The following is an 18,306-nucleotide window of genomic DNA, read 5'->3' on the forward strand; positions in this document are numbered from 1 at the left end:
AAAGTGCCCGGCCGCCGGCCGGCAAAAAGCCGCCCGTGGGCGGCTGGATTCAACGGCTGCGGCCCTTGCCGGCCGGTTTGCTGACGGGTTTGCTGCCCGGTTTGTTCGCGGGCTTGCCGCGTCCGGCCGGCGCTTGGCCGGCGCCGGGCTTGGCCATGGCTTTGGCCTGCGCGGGCTTGCCGCGCTGTCCGTGTCCGGCGGGGGCCGCGGTGCGCTGGCCGGGAGCCTTGTTGCGCGACAGCGGCGCGCCCATGCGGTGGCGCACGGCGGCGGCCTTGTCGCCCGGCGGCGTCGGCGGAATCAGGCAGTGCTTGCTGTGGCCGATCAGGTCGCTGCGGCCCATCTGGATCAGCGCGTCGTGGAGGATCTGCCAGTTGTCCGGGTGGTGGTAGCGCAGGAAGGCCTTGTGCAGCTTGCGGCGGTAGCCGTCGCGCACCACGTCCACTTTTTCCGAGCTGCGGCTCAGGCGCTTGAGCGGATTGCGGCGGGTGTGCCACATGGTGGTGGCCATCGCCATCGGCGTGGGGGTGAAGGTTTGCACCTGATCCAGGCGGAAGTTGTTCTTCTTCAGCCACAGCGCCAGGTTCATCATGTCTTCGTCGCTGGTGCCGGGGTGGGCGGCGATGAAGTAGGGGATCAGATACTGTTCCTTGCCGGCCTGACGGCTGAAGCGTTCGAACAGTTCCTTGAACTTGTTGTATGCACCCATGCCCGGCTTCATCATCATGGACAGCGGGCCGTCCTCGGTGTGTTCCGGGGCGATCTTCAGATAGCCGCCCACATGGTGTTGCACCAGTTCCTTGATGTATTCGGGCGAGCGCACGGCCAAGTCGTAGCGCAGGCCGGACTGGATGTTGATCTTCTTCACGCCCGGCAGCGCGCGCGCCTTGCGGTAAAGCTGGATCAGGTGGCTGTGGTCGGTGTTCAGGTTTTCGCAGATGTCCGGGAACACGCAGGACAGCTTCCTACAGGAACGCTCGATCTTCGGGTCCTTGCAGGAGAGGCGGTACATATTCGCTGTCGGGCCGCCCAGGTCCGAGATATGGCCGGTGAAGCCCGGGGTCTTGTCGCGGATTTCCTCGATTTCCTTGAGGATGGATTCCTCGGAACGGCTCTGGATGATGCGGCCTTCGTGCTCGGTGATGGAGCAGAAGGTACAGCCGCCGAAACAGCCGCGCATGATGTTGACCGAGTACTTGATCATTTCCCAGGCCGGGATATTGGCGTCGCCGTAGCTGGGGTGCGGGTTGCGGGCGTAGGGCAGGCCGTAGACGTGGTCCATTTCCTCGGTGGAGAGCGGAATCGGCGGCGGGGTCAGCCACACGTCGCGCTCACCGTGCATCTGCACCAGCGCGCGGGCGTTGCCGGGGTTGGATTCCAGGTGCAGGGTGCGGCTGGCGTGGGCGTACAGCACCGGGTCGTGGGCCACGGCCTCGTAGGCCGGGATGCGGATCACGGTCTTGGCGCGTTCGGCGCGGCGCTTGGCCAGGCGTTCTTCGCGGGATTCGATGCGGATCACCTGCGGCTTGGACGGGTCCTGGTCCTTGGTGGCTTCGGCCGCCTGTTCCGGGATTTCCTGGTAGGGGTTGAGGTGGACGTCCACCTTGCCCGGCAGGTCCACCACGCTGGAATCCATTTCCTGCCATTCTTCGTCCGGGCGCCAGCCGTGCGGCACGATGAAGGCGGTGCCGCGCACATCGCGGATCTCGCTGAGCTTTTCGCCCCTGGCGGCGCGGTGCGCCACTTCCACCAGCGCGCGTTCGGCGTTGCCGTACAGCAGCAGGTCGGCCTTGGAGTTGATCAGCACCGACGGCCGCACTTTCTCGCTCCAGTAGTCGTAGTGGGCGATGCGGCGCAAGCTGGCTTCGATGCTGCCTACCATCACGCCCACGCCGGGATAGGCTTCGCGGCAGCGCTGGGCGTAGACGGTGACGGCGCGGTCCGGGCGCTTGTTGGGCGCGGCGTGCGGGGTGTAGGCGTCGTCCGAGCGCGGGCGGCGGTCCGCGGTGTAGCGGTTGATCATCGAGTCCATATTGCCGGCGGTGACGCCGAAGAACAGATTGGGCTTGCCCAGCTCGCGGAAGGCGTCCGCGGAGTGCCAATCCGGCTGGGCGATGATGCCCACGCGGAAGCCCTGGTCTTCCAGCAGCCGGCCCACCAGCGCCATGCCGAAGCTGGGGTGGTCGATATAGCCGTCGCCGGTGATCAGGATGATGTCACAGGAGTCCCAGCCCAGCTGGTCCATCTCGGCGCGGGTCATCGGCAGGAACGGGGCGGCGCCGAAGCGGCTGGCCCAGTACTTGCGGTAGGAGGTGATCGGTTTGGCGGCGTGTGCGGTCGTCATGCTGGCTATGGACTGAAGTTCGAGCAACCCGACATTATGCCATAGTTGCGGCTTGCTTGTGGAATAAGCGCTTGTTTTTTATTGGGAATTGCCTGGGTTTGGAGTAGGGTTTTGCCAGGCGGCCGGATTTTTCCGTCAAATCAAGGCGCTGCGCCGCCTGTCCACAGGGACTGGCCGGACGCCGCCGGCATGACTTTGCCGCGCCGCGGGCGTATGCTGGCCGCCCATTTCGCTGCCGCGGTCGTGGCCGGCGAGGGCGGCGGCGCTGAGCGCCGCTGGAGGTGGGCGGCTATAAAGTCTATTCAAAGTCTTGTTTCGTCGGCGTCCGTCGCTTGTGCGGATGCCGGGCGTGGAAAAGATTTTGAACAGGTTCTCATGGCTGCGCCGGTGTGGGCCGGCGAGCTTTGCAGCCGCTTCTTGTGATCCATTGTTGGAGCGGGGAGCCGATCATGGCGAGCCAGATCGTATGGGTGGAGGATGCGGCGCCAGGCCGCTATGTGGATGAGCTGGAGCAGGGCAAGGTCTTGTATCTGCCCAGTTTCGATTTCAGGCTGCTGGACGAGGAGCGGGGTTTGTTGGACCCGGCCATCGCCGATCCCAAGCGCAAGAACATCAGCCTGGAGCCAGACAACGGCGCGCTGCACGGGGTGGTGGGCGGCGCGGAGCGGGAGGCCGCGGTGCGCGGCTTGATCGCGCGCTATCAGCGGGCCGCCGCCGATCTGGCCGCGCGGCTGCTGCCGGAGTACCAGGGCAGGCTGCGCGCGGCGCCCACCAGCCTGCGGCTGTTGCGGGTGGAGGGGCGCCGGACTTCCTGGCGCAAGGACGACAGCCGGCTGCACGTGGACGCGTTTCCATCGCGTCCCAATTACGGCGAGCGCATTCTGCGGGTGTTCTGCAATATCAATCCCGATGGCGAGCCCAGGGTGTGGCGGGTGGGCGAGCCCTTCGCCGACATGGCGCGGCGCATGCTGCCGAGGGTGCCGCGGCAGTGGCCGGGCTCGGCGGCCTTGCTGGCGGCCTTGAAAATCACCAAGCGCAAGCGCAGCGCCTACGATCACATCATGCTGCATCTGCACGACGCGATGAAGGCGGATCTGGAGTACCAGGGCCAATGTCCGCAGGAAACCATGCCGTTTCCACCCGGCTGCGCCTGGGTGTGCTTTTCCGACCACGCGTCGCACGCGGTGATGTCCGGCCAGTTCATGCTGGAGCAGACCTTCTGGCTGCCGGCGGCGGCGATGAGCGATTCGAAACGCTCCCCGCTGAGTTTGTTGGAAGGCATGATCGGCAAGTCACTGGTTTGAGGATGAAAATGGTGTTTAGGTGGCTGAAAGAATGGTTGAGTGGGTGTGCGGTGCCTGTATCCGAAATATCCACCAAACTGTCAACGAATCCGAAAGGGTTCAGTGAGGAGCGGCTGCGTTGTTTGGGGGAGGCTGCTGATGATCACGTTTGGGACAACCGTGATGAAGTGATGGCCAGTCGGGAGTGCATCTGTACCGCGTGCTACTTCCGCTTCCCTCCCTCTGCTGTGCTGAGATGGCAGGATGATGGCCGTTCCGCGATCTGCCCGAATCCGGACTGCGGTTTTGGTGGGTCGGTATTGGGAGATGCATCCGGTTTGAACCTGGACGACTACGATTATTCAATGTTTGCCGATAGGCGGAATTGACGCGTTGCCAGGTAGCAAAAACGTTGGCGTGCGGGGTCTCAAGTATTGGGCAAAAATCGGTTACAATCTTCGATTAGTCATAAATCGCACGGCACAAAACGAATGAGCACGGAAAACAACGCGCCGGTTGTCAGCAATTTCATCCGCAACATCATTGACGAGGATCTGGCTTCCGGCAAGCACAGCAGCATCGTCACCCGCTTCCCGCCGGAGCCCAACGGCTTCGCCCACATCGGCCACGCTAAGGCCATCTGCCTGAACTTCGGCCTGGCCGAGGACTACCAGGGCAAGTGCAATCTGCGCATGGACGACACCAACCCGGAGAAAGAGTCGCCGGAGTATGTGCAGTCCTTCATCGACGACATCAGCTGGATGGGCTTCAAGTGGGATGGCGACGTGCGCTTCGCCTCCGACTATTTCGACCGCCTGTACGGTTACGCGGTGGAGCTGATCCAGGCCGGCAAGGCCTATGTGGACGATCTGTCCGCCGAGGAAATGCGCCAGTACCGCGGTAGCCTGACCGAGCCGGGCAAGAACAGCCCCTACCGCGAGCGTAGCGTGGAGGAGAACCTGGACCTGTTCGCGCGCATGAAGAACGGCGAGTTCGCGGACGGCAGCAAGACGCTGCGCCTGAAGATAGACATGTCTTCCGGCAACATCAATCTGCGCGATCCGGCCATCTACCGCATCCGCCGCGCTCACCATCACCGTACCGGCGACAAGTGGTGCATCTACCCGATGTACGACTACACCCATTGCATTTCCGACGCCATCGAGGGCATCACCCACTCGCTGTGCACGCTGGAATTCGAAGATCACCGCCCGCTGTATGACTGGGTGCTGGACAATATCAGCATCGGCTGCCACCCGCGCCAGTATGAATCCTCGCGGCTGGAGCTGCTGTACACGCTGACTTCCAAGCGCAAGCTGCTGGCGCTGGTGAACGAAGGCGCGGTGAGCGGCTGGGACGATCCGCGCATGCCCACCGTTGCCGGCATGCGTCGCCGCGGCTACAGCCCGGCCGGCATCAAGCTGTTCGCTCAGCGCATCGGCGTGTCCAAGAGCGAGAACATCATCGACATGGCCATCCTGGAAGGCGCGGTGCGCGAGACGTTGGAAAACGAATCGCCGCGCGTGATGGCGGTGGTGAATCCACTGAAAGTGACGCTGAGCAATTACGACGCCGCCGTCACCGCCAGCCGCAGCGCGCCTTTCCATCCGCATCATCCGGAGTTCGGCGAGCGCGAAGTGCCCATCGCCCGCGAGATCTGGATCGAGCGCGACGATTTCGCCGAAGTGCCGCCGCCCAAGTGGCAGCGCCTGACCGCCGGCGGCGAAGTGCGCCTGCGCTACTCCTATGTGATCAAGTGCGAGGAAGTGGTGAAGGACGCCGCTGGCGAGATCATCGAGCTGAAGTGCTCGATCGACCACGACACCCTGGGCAAGAACCCGGAAGGCCGCAAGGTCAAGGGCGTGATCCACTGGGTGTCGGCGGAACACGCGATTGAGGCGGATGTGCGCTGGTATGACCGCCTGTTCACCGAGCCGCGCCCGGACGCGGTGCGCGGCGAGGATGGCGAATACGTGGACTTCCGCCAGTTCCTGAACCCGGAATCGCTGAAGCTGGTGCCGACCTATGTCGAGGCCTCGGTGCTGCAGGCGGCGCCGGAATCGCGCTTTCAGTTTGAGCGCCTGGGCTATTTCGTCACCGACCGTTACGAGCACCAGCCTGGCGTCAAGGCGGTGTTCAACCGCAGCGTGGGCCTGAAGGACAGCTGGAGCAAGTAAGCTCGAGCGCCTGGCCGGATGTTCCGTGCGTTCGGCGAGGACATGACTTTCAGCAATGGCGGGCCCGTGGGTCCGCCATTTTTGCAGCCCGCACCCGCGCCGCCGCATGCCAATAAAAATCAAGGATTAACGATGAAACTGTCCGTGAAACCGCTTGCCCTGTCCCTGCTGGCGGCCAGCCTGCTTTCCGCCTGCGCCGCCACCCCCGGCAAGGGCAATTATGTCGAAGACAAGACTTACAAGATCACCATCCTGCACACCAACGACCATCATGGCCGCTTCTGGCCCAATAGCGACGGCGAATACGGCCTGGCCGCGCAGAAAACCTTGGTGGACCAGGTGCGCGCCGAGGTCAAGGCCGCTGGCGGCTACACCCTGCTGTTGTCCGGCGGCGACGTCAATACCGGGGTGCCGGAGTCCGATCTGCAGGACGCGGAACCGGATTTCCGCGGCATGAGCCGCATCGGCTACGACGCGATGGCGGTGGGCAACCACGAGTTCGACAAGCCGGTGCCGGTGCTGATGAAACAGCGCCAGTGGATCAACTTCCCCATGCTGTCCGCCAATATCTACAAGGACGGCCAGCGCATGTTCGATCCGTACACGATGTTCAACCTGGGCGGCGTGCGAGTGGCGGTGCTGGGCCTGACCACCGACGACACCGCCAAGATGGTGAACCCGGAGCAGGTCAAGGGCATCGAGTTCCGCAGCCCGATCGCCGAGGCCGGCAAGCTGGTGCCGGAGCTGCGCCAGAGCGCCGACATCGTCATCGCCGCCACCCATATGGGTCACTATACCGACGGCCAGCACGGCGTGAACGCACCGGGCGACGTGGAAATGGCGCGCGCGGTGAAGGGGCTGGATTTGATCGTTGGCGGCCATAGCCAGAACCCGGTGTGCATGAAGGCGGAAAACCTGCGCGACGACGCCTATGTGCCGGGCATGCCCTGCGCGCCGGATCGCCAGAACGGCGCCTGGATCGTGCAGGCGCATGAATGGGGCAAATACGTGGGCCGCGCTGATTTCGAGTTCCGCAACGGCACGCTCAAGCTGACCCAGTACCGTCTGCTGCCGGTCAACCTCAAGAAAACGGTCAAGGGCGCGGACGGCAAGGACCAGAAAGTACCCTACACCCAATTGATCGAGGAAGACGGCAAGCTGCGCAACTTCCTGCAGAATTATCAGAACAAGGGCCAGGCGGCGCTGGAGGTGCCGGTGGGGCAGAGCAGCGCCAAGCTGGACGGCGACCGCGGCTCGGTGCGCAGTCAGCCCACCAATCTGGGGGTGTTCATCGGCCAGGTGATGATGGCCAAGGTCAAGGCCGACTTCGCGGTCAATAATTCCGGCGGCATCCGCGATTCGCTGCCGGCTGGCGCGATCAATTACCGCGATGTGCTGAAGGTGTATCCCTTCGGCAGCACCCTGGTCTATGTCGACCTGAACGGCCAGGAAGCGCTGGATTACCTGAAAGCGGCCGCGCGCATGACGCCCGGCGCCGGCGCCTTCGCCCAGTTCGCCGGCGTCAAGCTGCGCATCGTCGGTGGGCAGTTGCAGCAGGCGCTGATCGGCGGCCAGCCCATCGACCCGGCCAAGACCTACCGGATGGCGATCAACAGCTTCATCGCCGCCGGCGGCGACGGCTACCCGCTGATGAACAAGCATCCGGGCTTCGTCAATACCGGCTTCGTCGACGCCGAGATGCTGCGCGAGTACATCGCCGCGCATTCGCCCATCGACGCTGCGGCTTATGCGCCGGGCGACGCGGTGACGCGCAACTGAGTGCTGCCCTGCATGGATAGTCAGGCCGCGGCCCTGGTCGCTGCCATGTGAAAGAGCATCATGGATTACCAAAACTTGAGCCGGACCGTGTCACACGCGCTGCGTCACGAACCTTGGCTATATGAACTGGAACTGGACGATGCCGGCTGGGTGCCGCTGACAGCCTTGCTGGCGGCCCTGCGCGTGGAGCGTAGAGAGTGGCGCGATCTGGGGCTTGCCGATCTGCTTGAAATGATCGCGCGCTCCGAGAAGAAGCGACATGAGATCGATGGTGACCGCATCCGTGCGTTTTATGGTCATTCGCTGCCGGGAAAATTGTCAAAACAGCAAAGCGCGCCGCCGGCGTGGCTTTATCATGGAACGTCGCCGGAAGTCGCGGAGTTGATCCAGCGGGAAGGCCTGCGGCCGATGGGGCGGCAGTATGTGCATTTGTCGGTGGATACGGCAACCGCGATGCAGGTGGGTGGCCGCAAGGCCGCCGCGCCGGTCTTGCTCAAGGTGGACGCCACCGCCGCCTATGCGGCGGGAGCGGCGTTCTATCACGGCAATGAGATGGTGTGGCTGGCGGATGAGGTGCCGGCCGAATTCATTATGTTGCAGGCGAAATAAGCTGGCTTCTGTGTTGCGGCTTGGACAAAGCCCCCTTCAAGGGGGCTTTGTCGTTTGGGTCGCGGCTTAGTCTTCCAGCGTTTCGTGGCTGGCGGCCCGGCCTTCGCGCCAGTAGCTGGCGGCGCGGATGCGGCTCTTGTCGATGCCGCGCTCCTCGCGCAGATGCACGCGCACCGCGCGGATGGCGTGGTATTCGCCGGCGGCCCAGACAAAGCCTTCGCCCGCCGGCAAGGCCAGGGATTTGAGCGCGGTGAGCAGCGCCGGTTCGGCGTCGGCGCCTTGGTGCACCCAATGGATGTCGGCATTGGGGTGGGCGGGCAGTTCGCAGTCTTGGCCCGCCTCGCTGCTTTGCAGCAGGGCGATGACCTTGGCGGTGGGCGGCAGTTCGGCCAGGCGGCGGCGGATGGCCGGCAGCGCGGATTCGTCGCCGATCAGCAGATGCCAGTCAAAAGCCGCCGGAATGACCAAGGAGCCGCGCGGGCCGCCTATGCCCAGGTATTGGCCGGGCTTGGCCTGGGCCGCCCAGCTGGTGGCGGGGCCGGCCTCGTGCAGCGCGAACTCCAGGTCCAGTTCCTGGCGTTCCGGGTCGAAACGGCAGGGGGTGTAGTCGCGCGCGGTCGGGCGCGGTTCGCCTTCCGGGTAGATCAGGGTTTCGTCCACCAGCGCCGGCAGCGCCGGCTTGCCGTCCGGGTGCTCGGGGAAAAACACCTTGAGGTGGTCGTCGAAGGAGGCGGAGGTGAAGCCGGCCAGTTCCTCGCCGCCCAGGGTGACGCAGAGCAGTGTGGGGCCGAGCGGGCGGATGGCGCGCACTTGCAGCAGGCGGAAGCGCAGCGGGTGGCGCAGGCGTTGAACGGTCAGATCGGATGTGGTCATCGGGAGTCCTGTCTTTGAAGTCATGGCTGGGCGCTTGGAGCCGTAAACACTCTCTCTAGCCAGTATCGCCCAGAATTTGCTCACAGGCCTGTCGCAGAATGGCGGCGATGCGGCGCTGCTCGTCTTCGTCGACGTTGGCGGTGCGCATCAGCGCCTGCTTCAGTTCGCCGCGGGCCCGGGTCAGTTCTGGAATCCAGCTGCCGGCGGCATCGTCCGGCGGCGGCATTTCACCGGTCAGCGCGCGGCGGATCGAGTTCATCTTGCGCGCGATGTGCTGCAGCCGCGCCATCATCCATTCCACTTGCTCGCGGTTCTGTTCCAGGTAGTCGCGGCCGGCCGCCGTCAGCGCATAGCATTTGCGCTTGCCTTCCTCGCTCACCGAGATGCGGCCCAATTCTTCCAGATAGGTCAGCGCCGGGTAGACCATGCCGGGGCTGGGGCTGTAAAAGCCGTTGCTGCGGCTCTGCAGCGCCTTGATCAGCTCGTAGCCGTGGCTGGGCTGTTGTTCCAGCAGGGCCAGCAACAACAGCTGCAATTCGTCGGAGCTGAATTTGCGGCCGCGGGTCAGGTTCTCGTCGTCGCCGCCGCCGAAGCCGCCAAAGCCTCCATGCCGGCCATGAGCGCCGCCGTGGCCGTGGCGGGCCATCGCGTGGAGACGATGATGTGCATTGCGTCCGCTCAGTTGGCGGAGCAGGGTACCAAGAGGGTGATGCATGGCGGCTCTCCTGAAAAATATATCTTAAGATATGTTTTTAGATAGGATAAAGTCAAGCCGACCCAGCAAGGACAACGATGATTTGTGGCGTTTTTGGCACGATGTCCGCATCTGTCCACGCTCTCGCGAGCGCGACAATAGGAATACGGCTGAGATGGTGGACGGCGCTGGTGGCGTATGAGCATTCAAGGCGTTGCTCACCGCGCAGCGTCTCACGGCGAGCAAGGGGGCATGAAGCGGCGCTAAAAGAAAAGCCGCCCGGAGGCGGCTGGAGGGCGGCGGGGCGGCTTAGTCGCCGCTGACCACGTCCACCCCCTTGGGCGGCACGAAAGCGAAGCGGGAGGCGGCCAGCGCCGGGTTTTTCTGCGGCGCGCTGAAGCTGACCTTGGTGTGGTTGCCGAAGCTGTCGGTCAATTCCATTTCCACCAGCATATTGGCCTTGAAGCCCATGCGGATGGCGCTGAAGCTGTTGTCGGCCTGCTTGGGGCTGGCGGACAGCCATTCCACCTCGCCGGTCTTGCCGGCTTCCTTCAGCTGGTAGTTCTGTTCGATGGCGTTGCTGCCGGCCAGCAGCGCCGCCGGGCTGGAGCCCAGCGCCGCGCCCTGCGCCTTGCGGGTGACCTGGGCCAGGTCCTTGTCGTAGACCCACAGCGTCTTGCCGTCGCCGACGATCAATTGCTCGTAGGGCTTGCTGTATTCCCAGCGGAATTTGCCGGGGCGGGCGATTTCCAGCCGGCCGCTGGCTTCCTCGCGCTTGCCCTTGTTGCTGACCACTTGCTTGAAGTCGGCGCTCAGGGTCTTGTTGCCGTTGACGAAGGCCTTGAGCTGGGCGATGGCGGCGGCGTGGCCGGCGGCGGGCAAGGCCAGCGCGGCGATGGCGAAAGAGGCGGAAATCAGTGTTTTCATCTTCATGCGGTTCTGGTCCTTGGCGCGGCGCGCGGCCGTCGCAAAGCAGGTGAGACTGCCGCCGCCGGCCGCGGTTTCCGGTTGTGGACGCGGCGGCGGCGCCTTTTGTGTTAGAACCTGTTTACGATCTGCTGCGCGTCGTGAGACGTGACACGGTGAGTACCGCTTCGAAATGCTCATGTACCACTTGTACATTCCGCTTTCTCAGCGGTTTTCGCCTTGTCTCGCCTTAGCTCGCGAGATCGTAAACACGTTCTTAGCGATTATTGTGCGGCGGACGCATCCGGGGAGGTTTCGGCCGCGCCCTCGCCGGCGGCGGCCGGCGGTTGGTTGAGCGCGCGCAGCGCCAGGCCCAGCGGCTTCAGCCATTCCGGCTTCTCCAACTGCTCCAGGTCCACGATGTCGGCGGCGCCAGGCTGGAAGGCGAACACCGGTTTGCCTAGATGGCTGTAGCGGATGTCGGCGTGCGCCTGGCCGCGGAAGTCCGGGCTGTTGAAGCGTATGGTCTGGCGGATGGCGAGCAGGTCGCCGCCACGGCTGACATAGAGATCGCTGACGGTATTGCTGTTCAGCGGGTTGGCCTCGGTAACGCTGAGCAGGCTCTTGATCAGCTGCAGCAGGCTTTCGCTGCCCAGCGGGCCGGGCTTGAGCTGCGGCTTGCGCGCGGCTTCCTGCTGCGCGACCTTGATCAGGCCGTCGACGATATGGGTGGCCAGCTGATTTTCCTGGGCATGGTTCATGGCGATGCGCAGCTGGTAGCGCGCGCCCAGTTCGCGCGCGCGCTCATCCAGCGGCTGGAAGCTGAACGCCTGCTTGTCCACCTTGGCGTAGGCTTCGTCCAGCAGCTTCGGCATCGCCTGGTACATGGCCTTGAGCGGGAAGTTGTCGGCCACGCGTTGCGGCAGGCGCACGCGCAGGAACTTGCCTTCATAGGGGCGCAGGTCCGGCAGGAACAGATAGGCGGCGGACGGGTCCACCAGCAGCGACATGTCCTTGGCGTGGAATTGCAGCGGCAGTTGCACGCTGACCAGCAGATTGCGGCGTTCCAGCCGCAGCGCCGGGATCAGTTCCAGTCTGCCGCCGGACGCGTCCAGCGCGCCCTTGACGCTGAAGCGCATGCTGCGCGCGACCTGATCCATCACCTCGGTCATTTCCAGCTCGCTGACTTCTTCGTCGGCGTGCTTGGGCTTGGCCATGCGCAATTCGTCGAAGCCGATGTCGGCGTCGATATTGTAGCCGCGGCTGTTCCAGTTCTGGATCACCACTTTGCGGGTGGCTTCGTCCGCGCTCTTATTGGTCAGCGGCGATGCGCAGCCGCCCAGCAGCGCCAGTGCGCACAGCGCGGCGCAGAGGCCCGTTTTTTTTAGTTGCATGCGATTTCCTAAGCGAAGGTCCGGCGCCGGCTCCGGGGTGGCGGACCGGCGCGAGCCGGACAGTTTAACGCATCCGGCATCGCCGATGTCATGCGCTTCGCTACGGGCTCAGCTGAATTTATTGGTGATCGGGTAGCGCCAGTCCTTGCCGAAACCGCGATGGGTGACGCGCGGCCCCACCGGCGCCTGGCGGCGCTTGTATTCGTTGATCTTCAGCAGGCGCACCACGCGGCGCACATCGGCCTCGGCATAGCCTTCGGCGATGATGGCGTCGGCGGACAGGTTTTCCTCGACATAGCGCGCCATGATGGCGTCCAGCACCTCATAGGGCGGCAGGCTGTCCTGATCGGTCTGGTCCGGCCGCAGCTCGGCCGACGGCGGCCGGGTGATGATGCGCTCGGGGATGATCTCGCCTTGCAGATTGCGCCAGCGGCACAGTTCGAACACCAGGGTCTTGGCCACGTCCTTGAGCACGGCGAAGCCGCCGGCCATGTCGCCGTACAGGGTGCAGTAGCCGGTGGTCATTTCCGATTTGTTGCCGGTGGTGAGCACCAGCTTGCCGCTCTTGTTGGACAGAGCCATCAGCAGGGTGCCGCGGATGCGCGCCTGCAGGTTTTCCTCGGTGGTGTCCTCGGCCAGGCCGGCGAAGCTGGGCGCCAGCGCTTGCACGAAGCTTTCATACATCGGCCAGATTTCGATTTCCTCGTATTTCACGCCCAGGCGGTTCACCATGTCACGGGAATCGGTCACCGAGATATCGGCGGTATAGCGCGAGGGCATCATCACCGCGTGCACCTTGTCCGCGCCCAGCGCGTCCACCGCCACCGCCAGCGTCAGCGCGGAGTCTATGCCGCCGGACAGGCCCAGCAGCGCGCCGGGGAAGCCGTTCTTGCCGATGTAGTCGCGCACGCCGGTCACCAGGGTGCGGTAGACGCTTTCCAGCGGGCCGGGCAGCGTCGCCTTGGCGCCGGGCAGCAGATCGCCGCCGTCGAAATCGACGATCAGCAGTTCGTCGTCGTAGGCTGCGGCCTGGGCCACCACTTCGCCGGCGCGGTTGACGGCGAAGGAGGCGCCGTCGAACACCAGTTCGTCCTGGCCGCCGGTCAGGTTGACGTAGGCGAAGGGCAGGCCGGTTTCCTCGGCGCGGTAGCGCAGCGCTGCGTGGCGGGTTTCAATCTTGTTGCGATGGAAGGGCGAGGCGTTGAGCACCACCACCACGTCGGCGCCGGCGTCGGCGGCCTCGGCGGCCGGGTCCACCGACCAGATGTCCTCGCAAATCAGCACGCCCACCTTGGCATCGCCCTGCTGGAACACCAGCGGCGCGGCCCCGGGAGTGAAGTAGCGGCATTCGTCGAATACTTCGTCATTGGGTAGCTGCATCTTGTGATACTGGCCGAGGCGGTTGCCGTCGCGCAGCACGGTGGCGGCGTTGAAGCGTTCCGCGGCCATGCGCGCCGGGTGGCCGATCACCAGGGTGATGCCGTCCAGTTCCAGCAGCTCGTCCAACGCCTGTCCGCAGGCGCGGTAAAAACTGTCGCGCAGCAGCAGGTCTTCCGGGCTGTAGCCGGTCAGCGCCAGTTCCGGCGTGACCAGCACGTCGGCGCCCTGGGCGATGGCGGCATGGGCGAGGTCGAGGATTTTGCGGGTGTTGCCGGTGATATCGCCGACAACGGGGTTGAACTGGGCGAGCGCGATACGCATCTTGATAGGGAACCGAATGTTTCGAGATAGATGGAATTTTACCTGATAGATGGCGCAAATGCCCGAGAGGAATCATGGTGTCACTGCAACTGCGTGAGGGAGTGGGCGCCTGGAGCGCGGAACAATGGGCCGCGCTGGAGGCGGGCGGCAATCTGTTCACCGGCTGGCGCTGGCTGCAGGCGCTGGAACAAGCCGGCTGCGTGGGCGAGGCCAGCGGCTGGCTGCCCTTGCCGCTGAGCCTGGAGCTGGATGGAGAATTGCGCGCCTTGGCGCCGGCCTATTTGAAGCGGCATCCGCGTGGCGAATACGTGTTCGACTGGGCCTGGGCCGAGGCCTATGCCCGCGCCGGCCTGGACTATTATCCCAAGCTGGTGGTGGCCTCGCCGTTCAGCCCGGTGAGTGGCCGCCGCTTGCTGGGCGACGCGGCGGCCTGGCCGCAGTTGATCGCCGGTCTGGAGCAGGTGGTGGAGGAGCATGGCCTGTCGTCGGCCCATGTGCTGTTTCCCTCCGACGAAGAGGCGCGCGCCCTGGAGGAGGCCGGCTGGCTATTGCGCGAGGGCGTGCAGTTCCACTGGCGCAACCGCGGCTATGCCGACTTCGACGCTTTCCTGGCCACGCTGAGCCGAGACAAGCGCAAGAAGATCCGCCAGGAGCGGCGCAAGGTGGCCGAGGCCGGCATCGGCGTGCGAGTATTGCGCGGCGAGGCGATAGTCGCCGAGGACTGGGCGTTTTTCTACCGCTGCTACCGGCAGACCTATCTGGAGCGCCGCTCCGCGCCCTATCTGAATCCGGCCTTCTTCGCGCTGCTGGCGGAGCGGCTGGGGCAGCATTGCCTGATGTTCGTCGCCGAACGGGACGGCGCGCCGCTGGCGGCCAGCCTGTGCCTGGTGCAGAACGGTGTGCTGTATGGGCGATACTGGGGCGCGCTGGCCGATATTCCCTGCCTGCATTTCGAGCTGTGTTATTACCAGGGCCTGGAGTATGCGATCCGCGCCGGCCTGCATTGTTTCGAGGGCGGCGCACAGGGCGAGCACAAGCTGGCGCGGGGCTTTGAGCCGGAGCGCACCTGGTCCGCCCATTATATTGCCGATCCGCGTTTTCGCGGCGCGATAGCCGGCTGGCTGCGGCGCGAGCGGGAAGGGGTGGACGAGTATGTCGACACGCTTTTTTCTCATTCCGCTTACAAAACACTTGCGCCGGATGAATAGAGCTTATATACTGCGCAGCCTCTGTGAACGAAACGCCAAGCGCCTTGTTCCACAGGGATTCTGGAGAGGTGGATGAGTGGTTTAAGTCGCACGCCTGGAAAGCGTGTTTAGGGTAATACCCTAACGGGGGTTCGAATCCCCCCCTCTCCGCCAGAATTGACAAAAACTGCCCTGGCGGTTTTTTTATTGCTCCGGTTCCGCCGGCGCAAACTAGCAAGACACCTCCGGAGAGGTGGATGAGTGGTTTAAGTCGCACGCCTGGAAAGCGTGTTTAGGGTAATACCCTAACGGGGGTTCGAATCCCCCCCTCTCCGCCAAAGCAAGCAAAAAGCCCTGACTTTTCAGTCAGGGCTTTTTCGCGTCTGGCGCTTCTCAATCCAGCGCCTGAAAGTCCTCGGTGCGCTCGGCCCAAGCGAAGATGGCGCCCAATTCCGGCGGCGGAGTGGTCAGCTTGCGCAGTGTCAGGTCTATCCATGAGCCGCTGATCTCGTGGCGCGCCGCCAGGCGGCCGTCTTCCTTATAAATCTCGTGGCGGATGCAGAAGCGCTTGCTATCCTGGCTCAGGCCGGCAATGGCCAGCCGCACGTGGATGCGCTCGCTCAGCCGCAGTTCCTTGAAATACTCGGTCCACTCTTTGAAAATGACCGGGCCGAAACCCTGGGCCTGAAATTGCTCGAAACCGAAACCCTGGCCGCGCAGCCATTCGATGCGGGCATGGGTGCAGAAATCGGCATAGGCGGTATGGCGGACATGCTGGTTGGCGTCGCAGTCGGACCAGCGCACTTCTAGCGGGTGGCAAAACGGTTCCAAGCCAATCTCCTTGAGCAGCAGCGGTTTAGCGCATGAAGGGCGGGGGTGGATTCATGATCTTGGCATTGCCTGCGCGCGAGGGTCAAGCGCTTTGCCGTGACAATCGGGCCAAGAACCGCTCAAACCTGGAAAGTCCGCTGTTGCCACTCGGGGCTCGTGCGTACGATCTCGCTCTGGCGCGCGAGCCTTTGAACAGGCTCTGAGAACGTGGTGGATCATGAATTGTTGATGTTAAATAATGCATGGGTGGTGTCAACCCACGGCCGGGAGGGAGCTATGCCTGCGTGGTTTGCAGCAATGCTGTGTTCGGCCCTGCTGGCCGCCGAGGCGCTGGCGGGGCCTGGTCTGCTCATCGCCGTCGAGGACGATTGGCCGCCGTATTCCGCGCGCGGCGCGGTCAGCTCGGCGCCGCGGGGGCTGGCGCCGCAACTGGTGCGCGAGGCCTTCCGTCGCCAGGGCGTGGCGGTTAGCTTCGTCACCGTGCCATTTGCGCGCTGCCTGATGCTGGCGCGTGTCGGCCGGGCGGCGGGCTGCCTTAGCGTCACCATTACCGATGACAATCGCGAGCAATTCTGGTGGCATCAAACGCCGATGTTCACCGAAGAGCTGGCCATTTTCGCGCGCGCCGCCAGCGGCGATGCCGGCCTGGGCCTGAAAGACCTGATTGGCCGGCGGGTGGGCATCACCCAGGATTACTCCTATCCCAGTATCTTTTATCGCGACGTAAGGATTATGAAATCGGTGGCGGCCTCGGATGAGGACTTGATACGCATGCTGCTGGCGCGGCGCGTGGATTATGTGTTGATGAACGCGCTGCCGGGGCAGTTGCGTATCCGCGGCAATCCAGCCGCCGCCGGCAGAGTCCGCAAGGTGGGCAGCATCAGCCAGGATGGCTTCTGGCTGGCATTTTCCAAGGCCAGGGCGCAGGGGCGGGAGAGCGCGGCGCAGTTGGAGGCGGGCTTGCGCGCAATGCGCAAGGACGGTAGTTACGCCAGCATGTTGCTCAGAGTTGATTCCGGAATGAAGGCGGACGCCCCATCACGGACCGATTAATGCTGCCGTGGCATTGCCTAATGCAGAACTGGGTCACGACGGATATTTCCGGTCAGTCCCGGCGCGGTGGTCTCTCTTCGTGATAATGATATTGAATACCATTCACATTAATTTACATGGTTTCGATGTGAATTTACCCGCAATTTACAAAAACGCAGATTTTCCAAAAAAACACTTCATAACAGGCTGTTCTAATGGGCGACGCTTCAAGTTGCTGCGAACAGCCTTGCCCGCGCTCGTGGCATAGATCCGTTCATAACAAGCGACAAAGCCTCCGCTTGCGCCTGGGTTGCCCGCCCATTCCACATCCCCGCTCATATGGAGAAATCATAATGCGCTATTCGTCGCGGCATGTATTGTCGCTTGTCCTGATATTATCCATGCCGGCCTGGCTGGCCGCTTGCGGCTCGCCGTCGCAACCCGTGGCGGCCGTGCCGCAAGTCACGGTGGAGACCGCGACGCCCGGCGACGTGCCCATGGTGATGGAACTGGTGGGTGAAACCGCCGGTTACCGCGATATTGAAGTGCGTGCCCGCGTCGGCGGCATCCTGCTCAAGCGCACTTATGTGGAAGGCCAGCCGGTGAAGCAGGGGCAGGCCTTGTTCCAGATCGACCCCGCGCCGTACCAGGCGCAGCTGGAGCAGGCCAAGGGCGCGCAGGCGCAGCAATTGGCCGCCTTGCAAAAAGCCAGCGCCGACCTGGAGCGCATCCGCCCGCTGTATCGCGAGCAGGCGGTGGCGCGCATGGATTACGACAACGCGGTGTCCGCGCTCAATAACGCCAAGGCGGCCAAACAGGCCGCCGACGCCAAGGTCAAGGAAGCCCAGCTCAATCTGGATTACACTCGGGTCGTCGCGCCGATTCCGGGCCTGACCAGCAAGCAGGTGCAATCCGAGGGCAGCTTGATCCGCGTGGATGCCACCGAGCCGCTGACCACGATTTCCCAGCTCAATCCCATCTACGTCAATTTTTCCATTTCCGAGCAGGATAGCCTCGACTATCAACACAGCCTGGCCACTGGGCAGGTGAACTCGGGGCGGCAGGCAGGCTTGCCGGTGCGCATCCGCTTGGCCGACGGCCGGACGTACGCGCAGAACGGCGAGCTGGATTTCCGCGACAATCGCGTCGATCCCAAAACCGGCACCATCAGCGCGCGCGCTCAATTTCCCAATGCGGCCGGACAATTGCTGCCTGGCCAGTTCGTGCGCGTGATGCTGGACCTGGGCATGCGCAAGAATGTGCTGACCGTGCCGGAGCAGGCCATAGTCCAGGCCCAGGCCGATACCCAGCTAATGGTGGTGGGGGCCGATGACAAGGTACAGGCCAAGACGGTCAAGCTGGGCGCCCAGGTGGGTGGGCGGATGGTGGTCGAGTCCGGCCTCAAGGCCGGTGAGCGGGTGATTGTCGACGGCCTGATGCAGGCCAGGCCCGGTACCGCGGTCAAGCCGGTGACCGCCGCGCCGGCCAAGGCGTGA

At 64.0% G+C, this 18,306-nt stretch carries 14 protein-coding genes and 2 tRNA genes; 9 read left to right on the forward strand and 7 right to left on the reverse strand.

Annotation, left to right across the window (positions count from 1 at the left end; translation table 11 throughout):
- Positions 1 to 49: 49 nt before the first annotated feature.
- Positions 50 to 2,344: a YgiQ family radical SAM protein gene (locus tag VI26_RS21790; protein ID WP_048411864.1), complete on the reverse strand. Its 2,295-nt coding sequence runs from the start codon at positions 2,342 to 2,344 to the stop codon at positions 50 to 52.
- A gap of 449 nt (positions 2,345 to 2,793) precedes the next feature.
- Between VI26_RS21790 and VI26_RS21800 the strand changes: the two genes are divergently transcribed.
- The 4 genes from VI26_RS21800 to VI26_RS21815 all read left to right on the forward strand — a co-directional run bounded on the left by VI26_RS21800 (position 2,794) and on the right by VI26_RS21815 (position 8,192).
- Complete coding sequence (locus tag VI26_RS21800) at positions 2,794 to 3,648, forward strand: Kdo hydroxylase family protein (RefSeq protein ID WP_048411866.1); 855 nt, start codon at positions 2,794 to 2,796, stop codon at positions 3,646 to 3,648.
- A gap of 470 nt (positions 3,649 to 4,118) precedes the next feature.
- Positions 4,119 to 5,804 carry a glutamine--tRNA ligase/YqeY domain fusion protein gene (locus VI26_RS21805; protein WP_048411867.1) on the forward strand — a complete coding sequence of 562 codons (1,686 nt, stop codon included), beginning with the start codon at positions 4,119 to 4,121 and terminating at the stop codon, positions 5,802 to 5,804.
- Positions 5,805 to 5,936: 132 nt separating this feature from the next.
- Positions 5,937 to 7,583 (forward strand): bifunctional UDP-sugar hydrolase/5'-nucleotidase UshA, encoded by a 1,647-nt coding sequence (ushA, locus tag VI26_RS21810; protein ID WP_048411868.1) that lies wholly within the window; start codon positions 5,937 to 5,939, stop codon positions 7,581 to 7,583.
- A 60-nt stretch (positions 7,584 to 7,643) separates the two neighbouring features.
- Positions 7,644 to 8,192 carry an RNA 2'-phosphotransferase gene (locus VI26_RS21815; RefSeq protein ID WP_048411869.1) on the forward strand — a complete coding sequence of 183 codons (549 nt, stop codon included), beginning with the start codon at positions 7,644 to 7,646 and terminating at the stop codon, positions 8,190 to 8,192.
- A gap of 66 nt (positions 8,193 to 8,258) precedes the next feature.
- Here the strand turns inward: VI26_RS21815 and VI26_RS21820 are convergent, their stop codons facing one another.
- From VI26_RS21820 to VI26_RS21840, 5 genes are all read right to left on the reverse strand, one after another.
- Positions 8,259 to 9,065, reverse strand: coding sequence for a siderophore-interacting protein (locus tag VI26_RS21820; RefSeq protein ID WP_156183993.1), 807 nt, complete (start codon positions 9,063 to 9,065; stop codon positions 8,259 to 8,261).
- Between the two features lie 55 nt (positions 9,066 to 9,120).
- A complete protein-coding gene (locus VI26_RS21825) occupies positions 9,121 to 9,780 on the reverse strand; it encodes a PadR family transcriptional regulator (RefSeq protein ID WP_082151203.1) in 660 nt (219 codons plus the stop codon).
- Positions 9,781 to 10,068: 288 nt separating this feature from the next.
- Positions 10,069 to 10,692, reverse strand: a complete 624-nt coding sequence (gene lolA, locus VI26_RS21830) for an outer membrane lipoprotein chaperone LolA (RefSeq protein WP_231581085.1) — start codon at positions 10,690 to 10,692, stop codon at positions 10,069 to 10,071.
- Between the two features lie 257 nt (positions 10,693 to 10,949).
- Positions 10,950 to 12,059 carry a hypothetical protein gene (locus tag VI26_RS21835; RefSeq protein WP_048411872.1) on the reverse strand — a complete coding sequence of 370 codons (1,110 nt, stop codon included), beginning with the start codon at positions 12,057 to 12,059 and terminating at the stop codon, positions 10,950 to 10,952.
- A gap of 108 nt (positions 12,060 to 12,167) precedes the next feature.
- Positions 12,168 to 13,760: an NAD+ synthase gene (locus tag VI26_RS21840; RefSeq protein WP_048411873.1), complete on the reverse strand. Its 1,593-nt coding sequence runs from the start codon at positions 13,758 to 13,760 to the stop codon at positions 12,168 to 12,170.
- Positions 13,761 to 13,834: 74 nt separating this feature from the next.
- Between VI26_RS21840 and VI26_RS21845 the strand changes: the two genes are divergently transcribed.
- The 3 genes from VI26_RS21845 (at position 13,835) to VI26_RS21855 (ending at position 15,285) form a co-directional block, all read left to right on the forward strand.
- Positions 13,835 to 14,968, forward strand: a complete 1,134-nt coding sequence (locus tag VI26_RS21845) for a GNAT family N-acetyltransferase (RefSeq protein ID WP_048411874.1) — start codon at positions 13,835 to 13,837, stop codon at positions 14,966 to 14,968.
- 62 nt (positions 14,969 to 15,030) lie between these two features.
- A tRNA-Ser gene (locus VI26_RS21850) sits at positions 15,031 to 15,121 on the forward strand.
- A gap of 73 nt (positions 15,122 to 15,194) precedes the next feature.
- Positions 15,195 to 15,285 (forward strand) — tRNA-Ser (locus tag VI26_RS21855).
- 55 nt (positions 15,286 to 15,340) lie between these two features.
- On the opposite strand, the gene VI26_RS21860 is transcribed toward VI26_RS21855, so the two are convergent.
- Complete coding sequence (locus VI26_RS21860) at positions 15,341 to 15,778, reverse strand: thioesterase family protein (protein ID WP_048411875.1); 438 nt, start codon at positions 15,776 to 15,778, stop codon at positions 15,341 to 15,343.
- A gap of 276 nt (positions 15,779 to 16,054) precedes the next feature.
- Between VI26_RS21860 and VI26_RS21865 the strand changes: the two genes are divergently transcribed.
- A complete protein-coding gene (locus VI26_RS21865) occupies positions 16,055 to 16,831 on the forward strand; it encodes an ABC transporter substrate-binding protein (protein ID WP_197081564.1) in 777 nt (258 codons plus the stop codon).
- A gap of 380 nt (positions 16,832 to 17,211) precedes the next feature.
- On the forward strand, positions 17,212 to 18,306 hold the full coding sequence (locus tag VI26_RS21870; RefSeq protein ID WP_197081565.1) for an efflux RND transporter periplasmic adaptor subunit: 1,095 nt from the start codon (positions 17,212 to 17,214) through the stop codon (positions 18,304 to 18,306).

The sequence above is a fragment of the Chromobacterium sp. LK1 genome (genome assembly GCF_001043555.1).
In the GTDB taxonomy this organism is placed as follows: Bacteria; Pseudomonadota; Gammaproteobacteria; order Burkholderiales; family Chromobacteriaceae; genus Chromobacterium; species Chromobacterium aquaticum.

What these genes read in the sequence shown, in the direction of transcription:
- lolA (WP_231581085.1), bottom strand. Translation starts at nt 10,692, where the DNA reads ATGAAGATGAAAACACTGATTTCCGCCTCTTTCGCCATCGCCGCGCTG.
- ushA (WP_048411868.1), top strand. Translation starts at nt 5,937, where the DNA reads ATGAAACTGTCCGTGAAACCGCTTGCCCTGTCCCTGCTGGCGGCCAGC.
- VI26_RS21815 (WP_048411869.1), top strand. Translation starts at nt 7,644, where the DNA reads ATGGATTACCAAAACTTGAGCCGGACCGTGTCACACGCGCTGCGTCAC.
- VI26_RS21870 (WP_197081565.1), top strand. Translation starts at nt 17,212, where the DNA reads ATGCCGGCCTGGCTGGCCGCTTGCGGCTCGCCGTCGCAACCCGTGGCG.
- VI26_RS21825 (WP_082151203.1), bottom strand. Translation starts at nt 9,780, where the DNA reads ATGCATCACCCTCTTGGTACCCTGCTCCGCCAACTGAGCGGACGCAAT.
- VI26_RS21820 (WP_156183993.1), bottom strand. Translation starts at nt 9,065, where the DNA reads ATGACCACATCCGATCTGACCGTTCAACGCCTGCGCCACCCGCTGCGC.
- VI26_RS21835 (WP_048411872.1), bottom strand. Translation starts at nt 12,059, where the DNA reads ATGCAACTAAAAAAAACGGGCCTCTGCGCCGCGCTGTGCGCACTGGCG.
- VI26_RS21845 (WP_048411874.1), top strand. Translation starts at nt 13,835, where the DNA reads ATGGTGTCACTGCAACTGCGTGAGGGAGTGGGCGCCTGGAGCGCGGAA.
- VI26_RS21790 (WP_048411864.1), bottom strand. Translation starts at nt 2,344, where the DNA reads ATGACGACCGCACACGCCGCCAAACCGATCACCTCCTACCGCAAGTAC.
- VI26_RS21865 (WP_197081564.1), top strand. Translation starts at nt 16,055, where the DNA reads ATGCCTGCGTGGTTTGCAGCAATGCTGTGTTCGGCCCTGCTGGCCGCC.
- VI26_RS21805 (WP_048411867.1), top strand. Translation starts at nt 4,119, where the DNA reads ATGAGCACGGAAAACAACGCGCCGGTTGTCAGCAATTTCATCCGCAAC.
- VI26_RS21800 (WP_048411866.1), top strand. Translation starts at nt 2,794, where the DNA reads ATGGCGAGCCAGATCGTATGGGTGGAGGATGCGGCGCCAGGCCGCTAT.
- VI26_RS21840 (WP_048411873.1), bottom strand. Translation starts at nt 13,760, where the DNA reads ATGCGTATCGCGCTCGCCCAGTTCAACCCCGTTGTCGGCGATATCACC.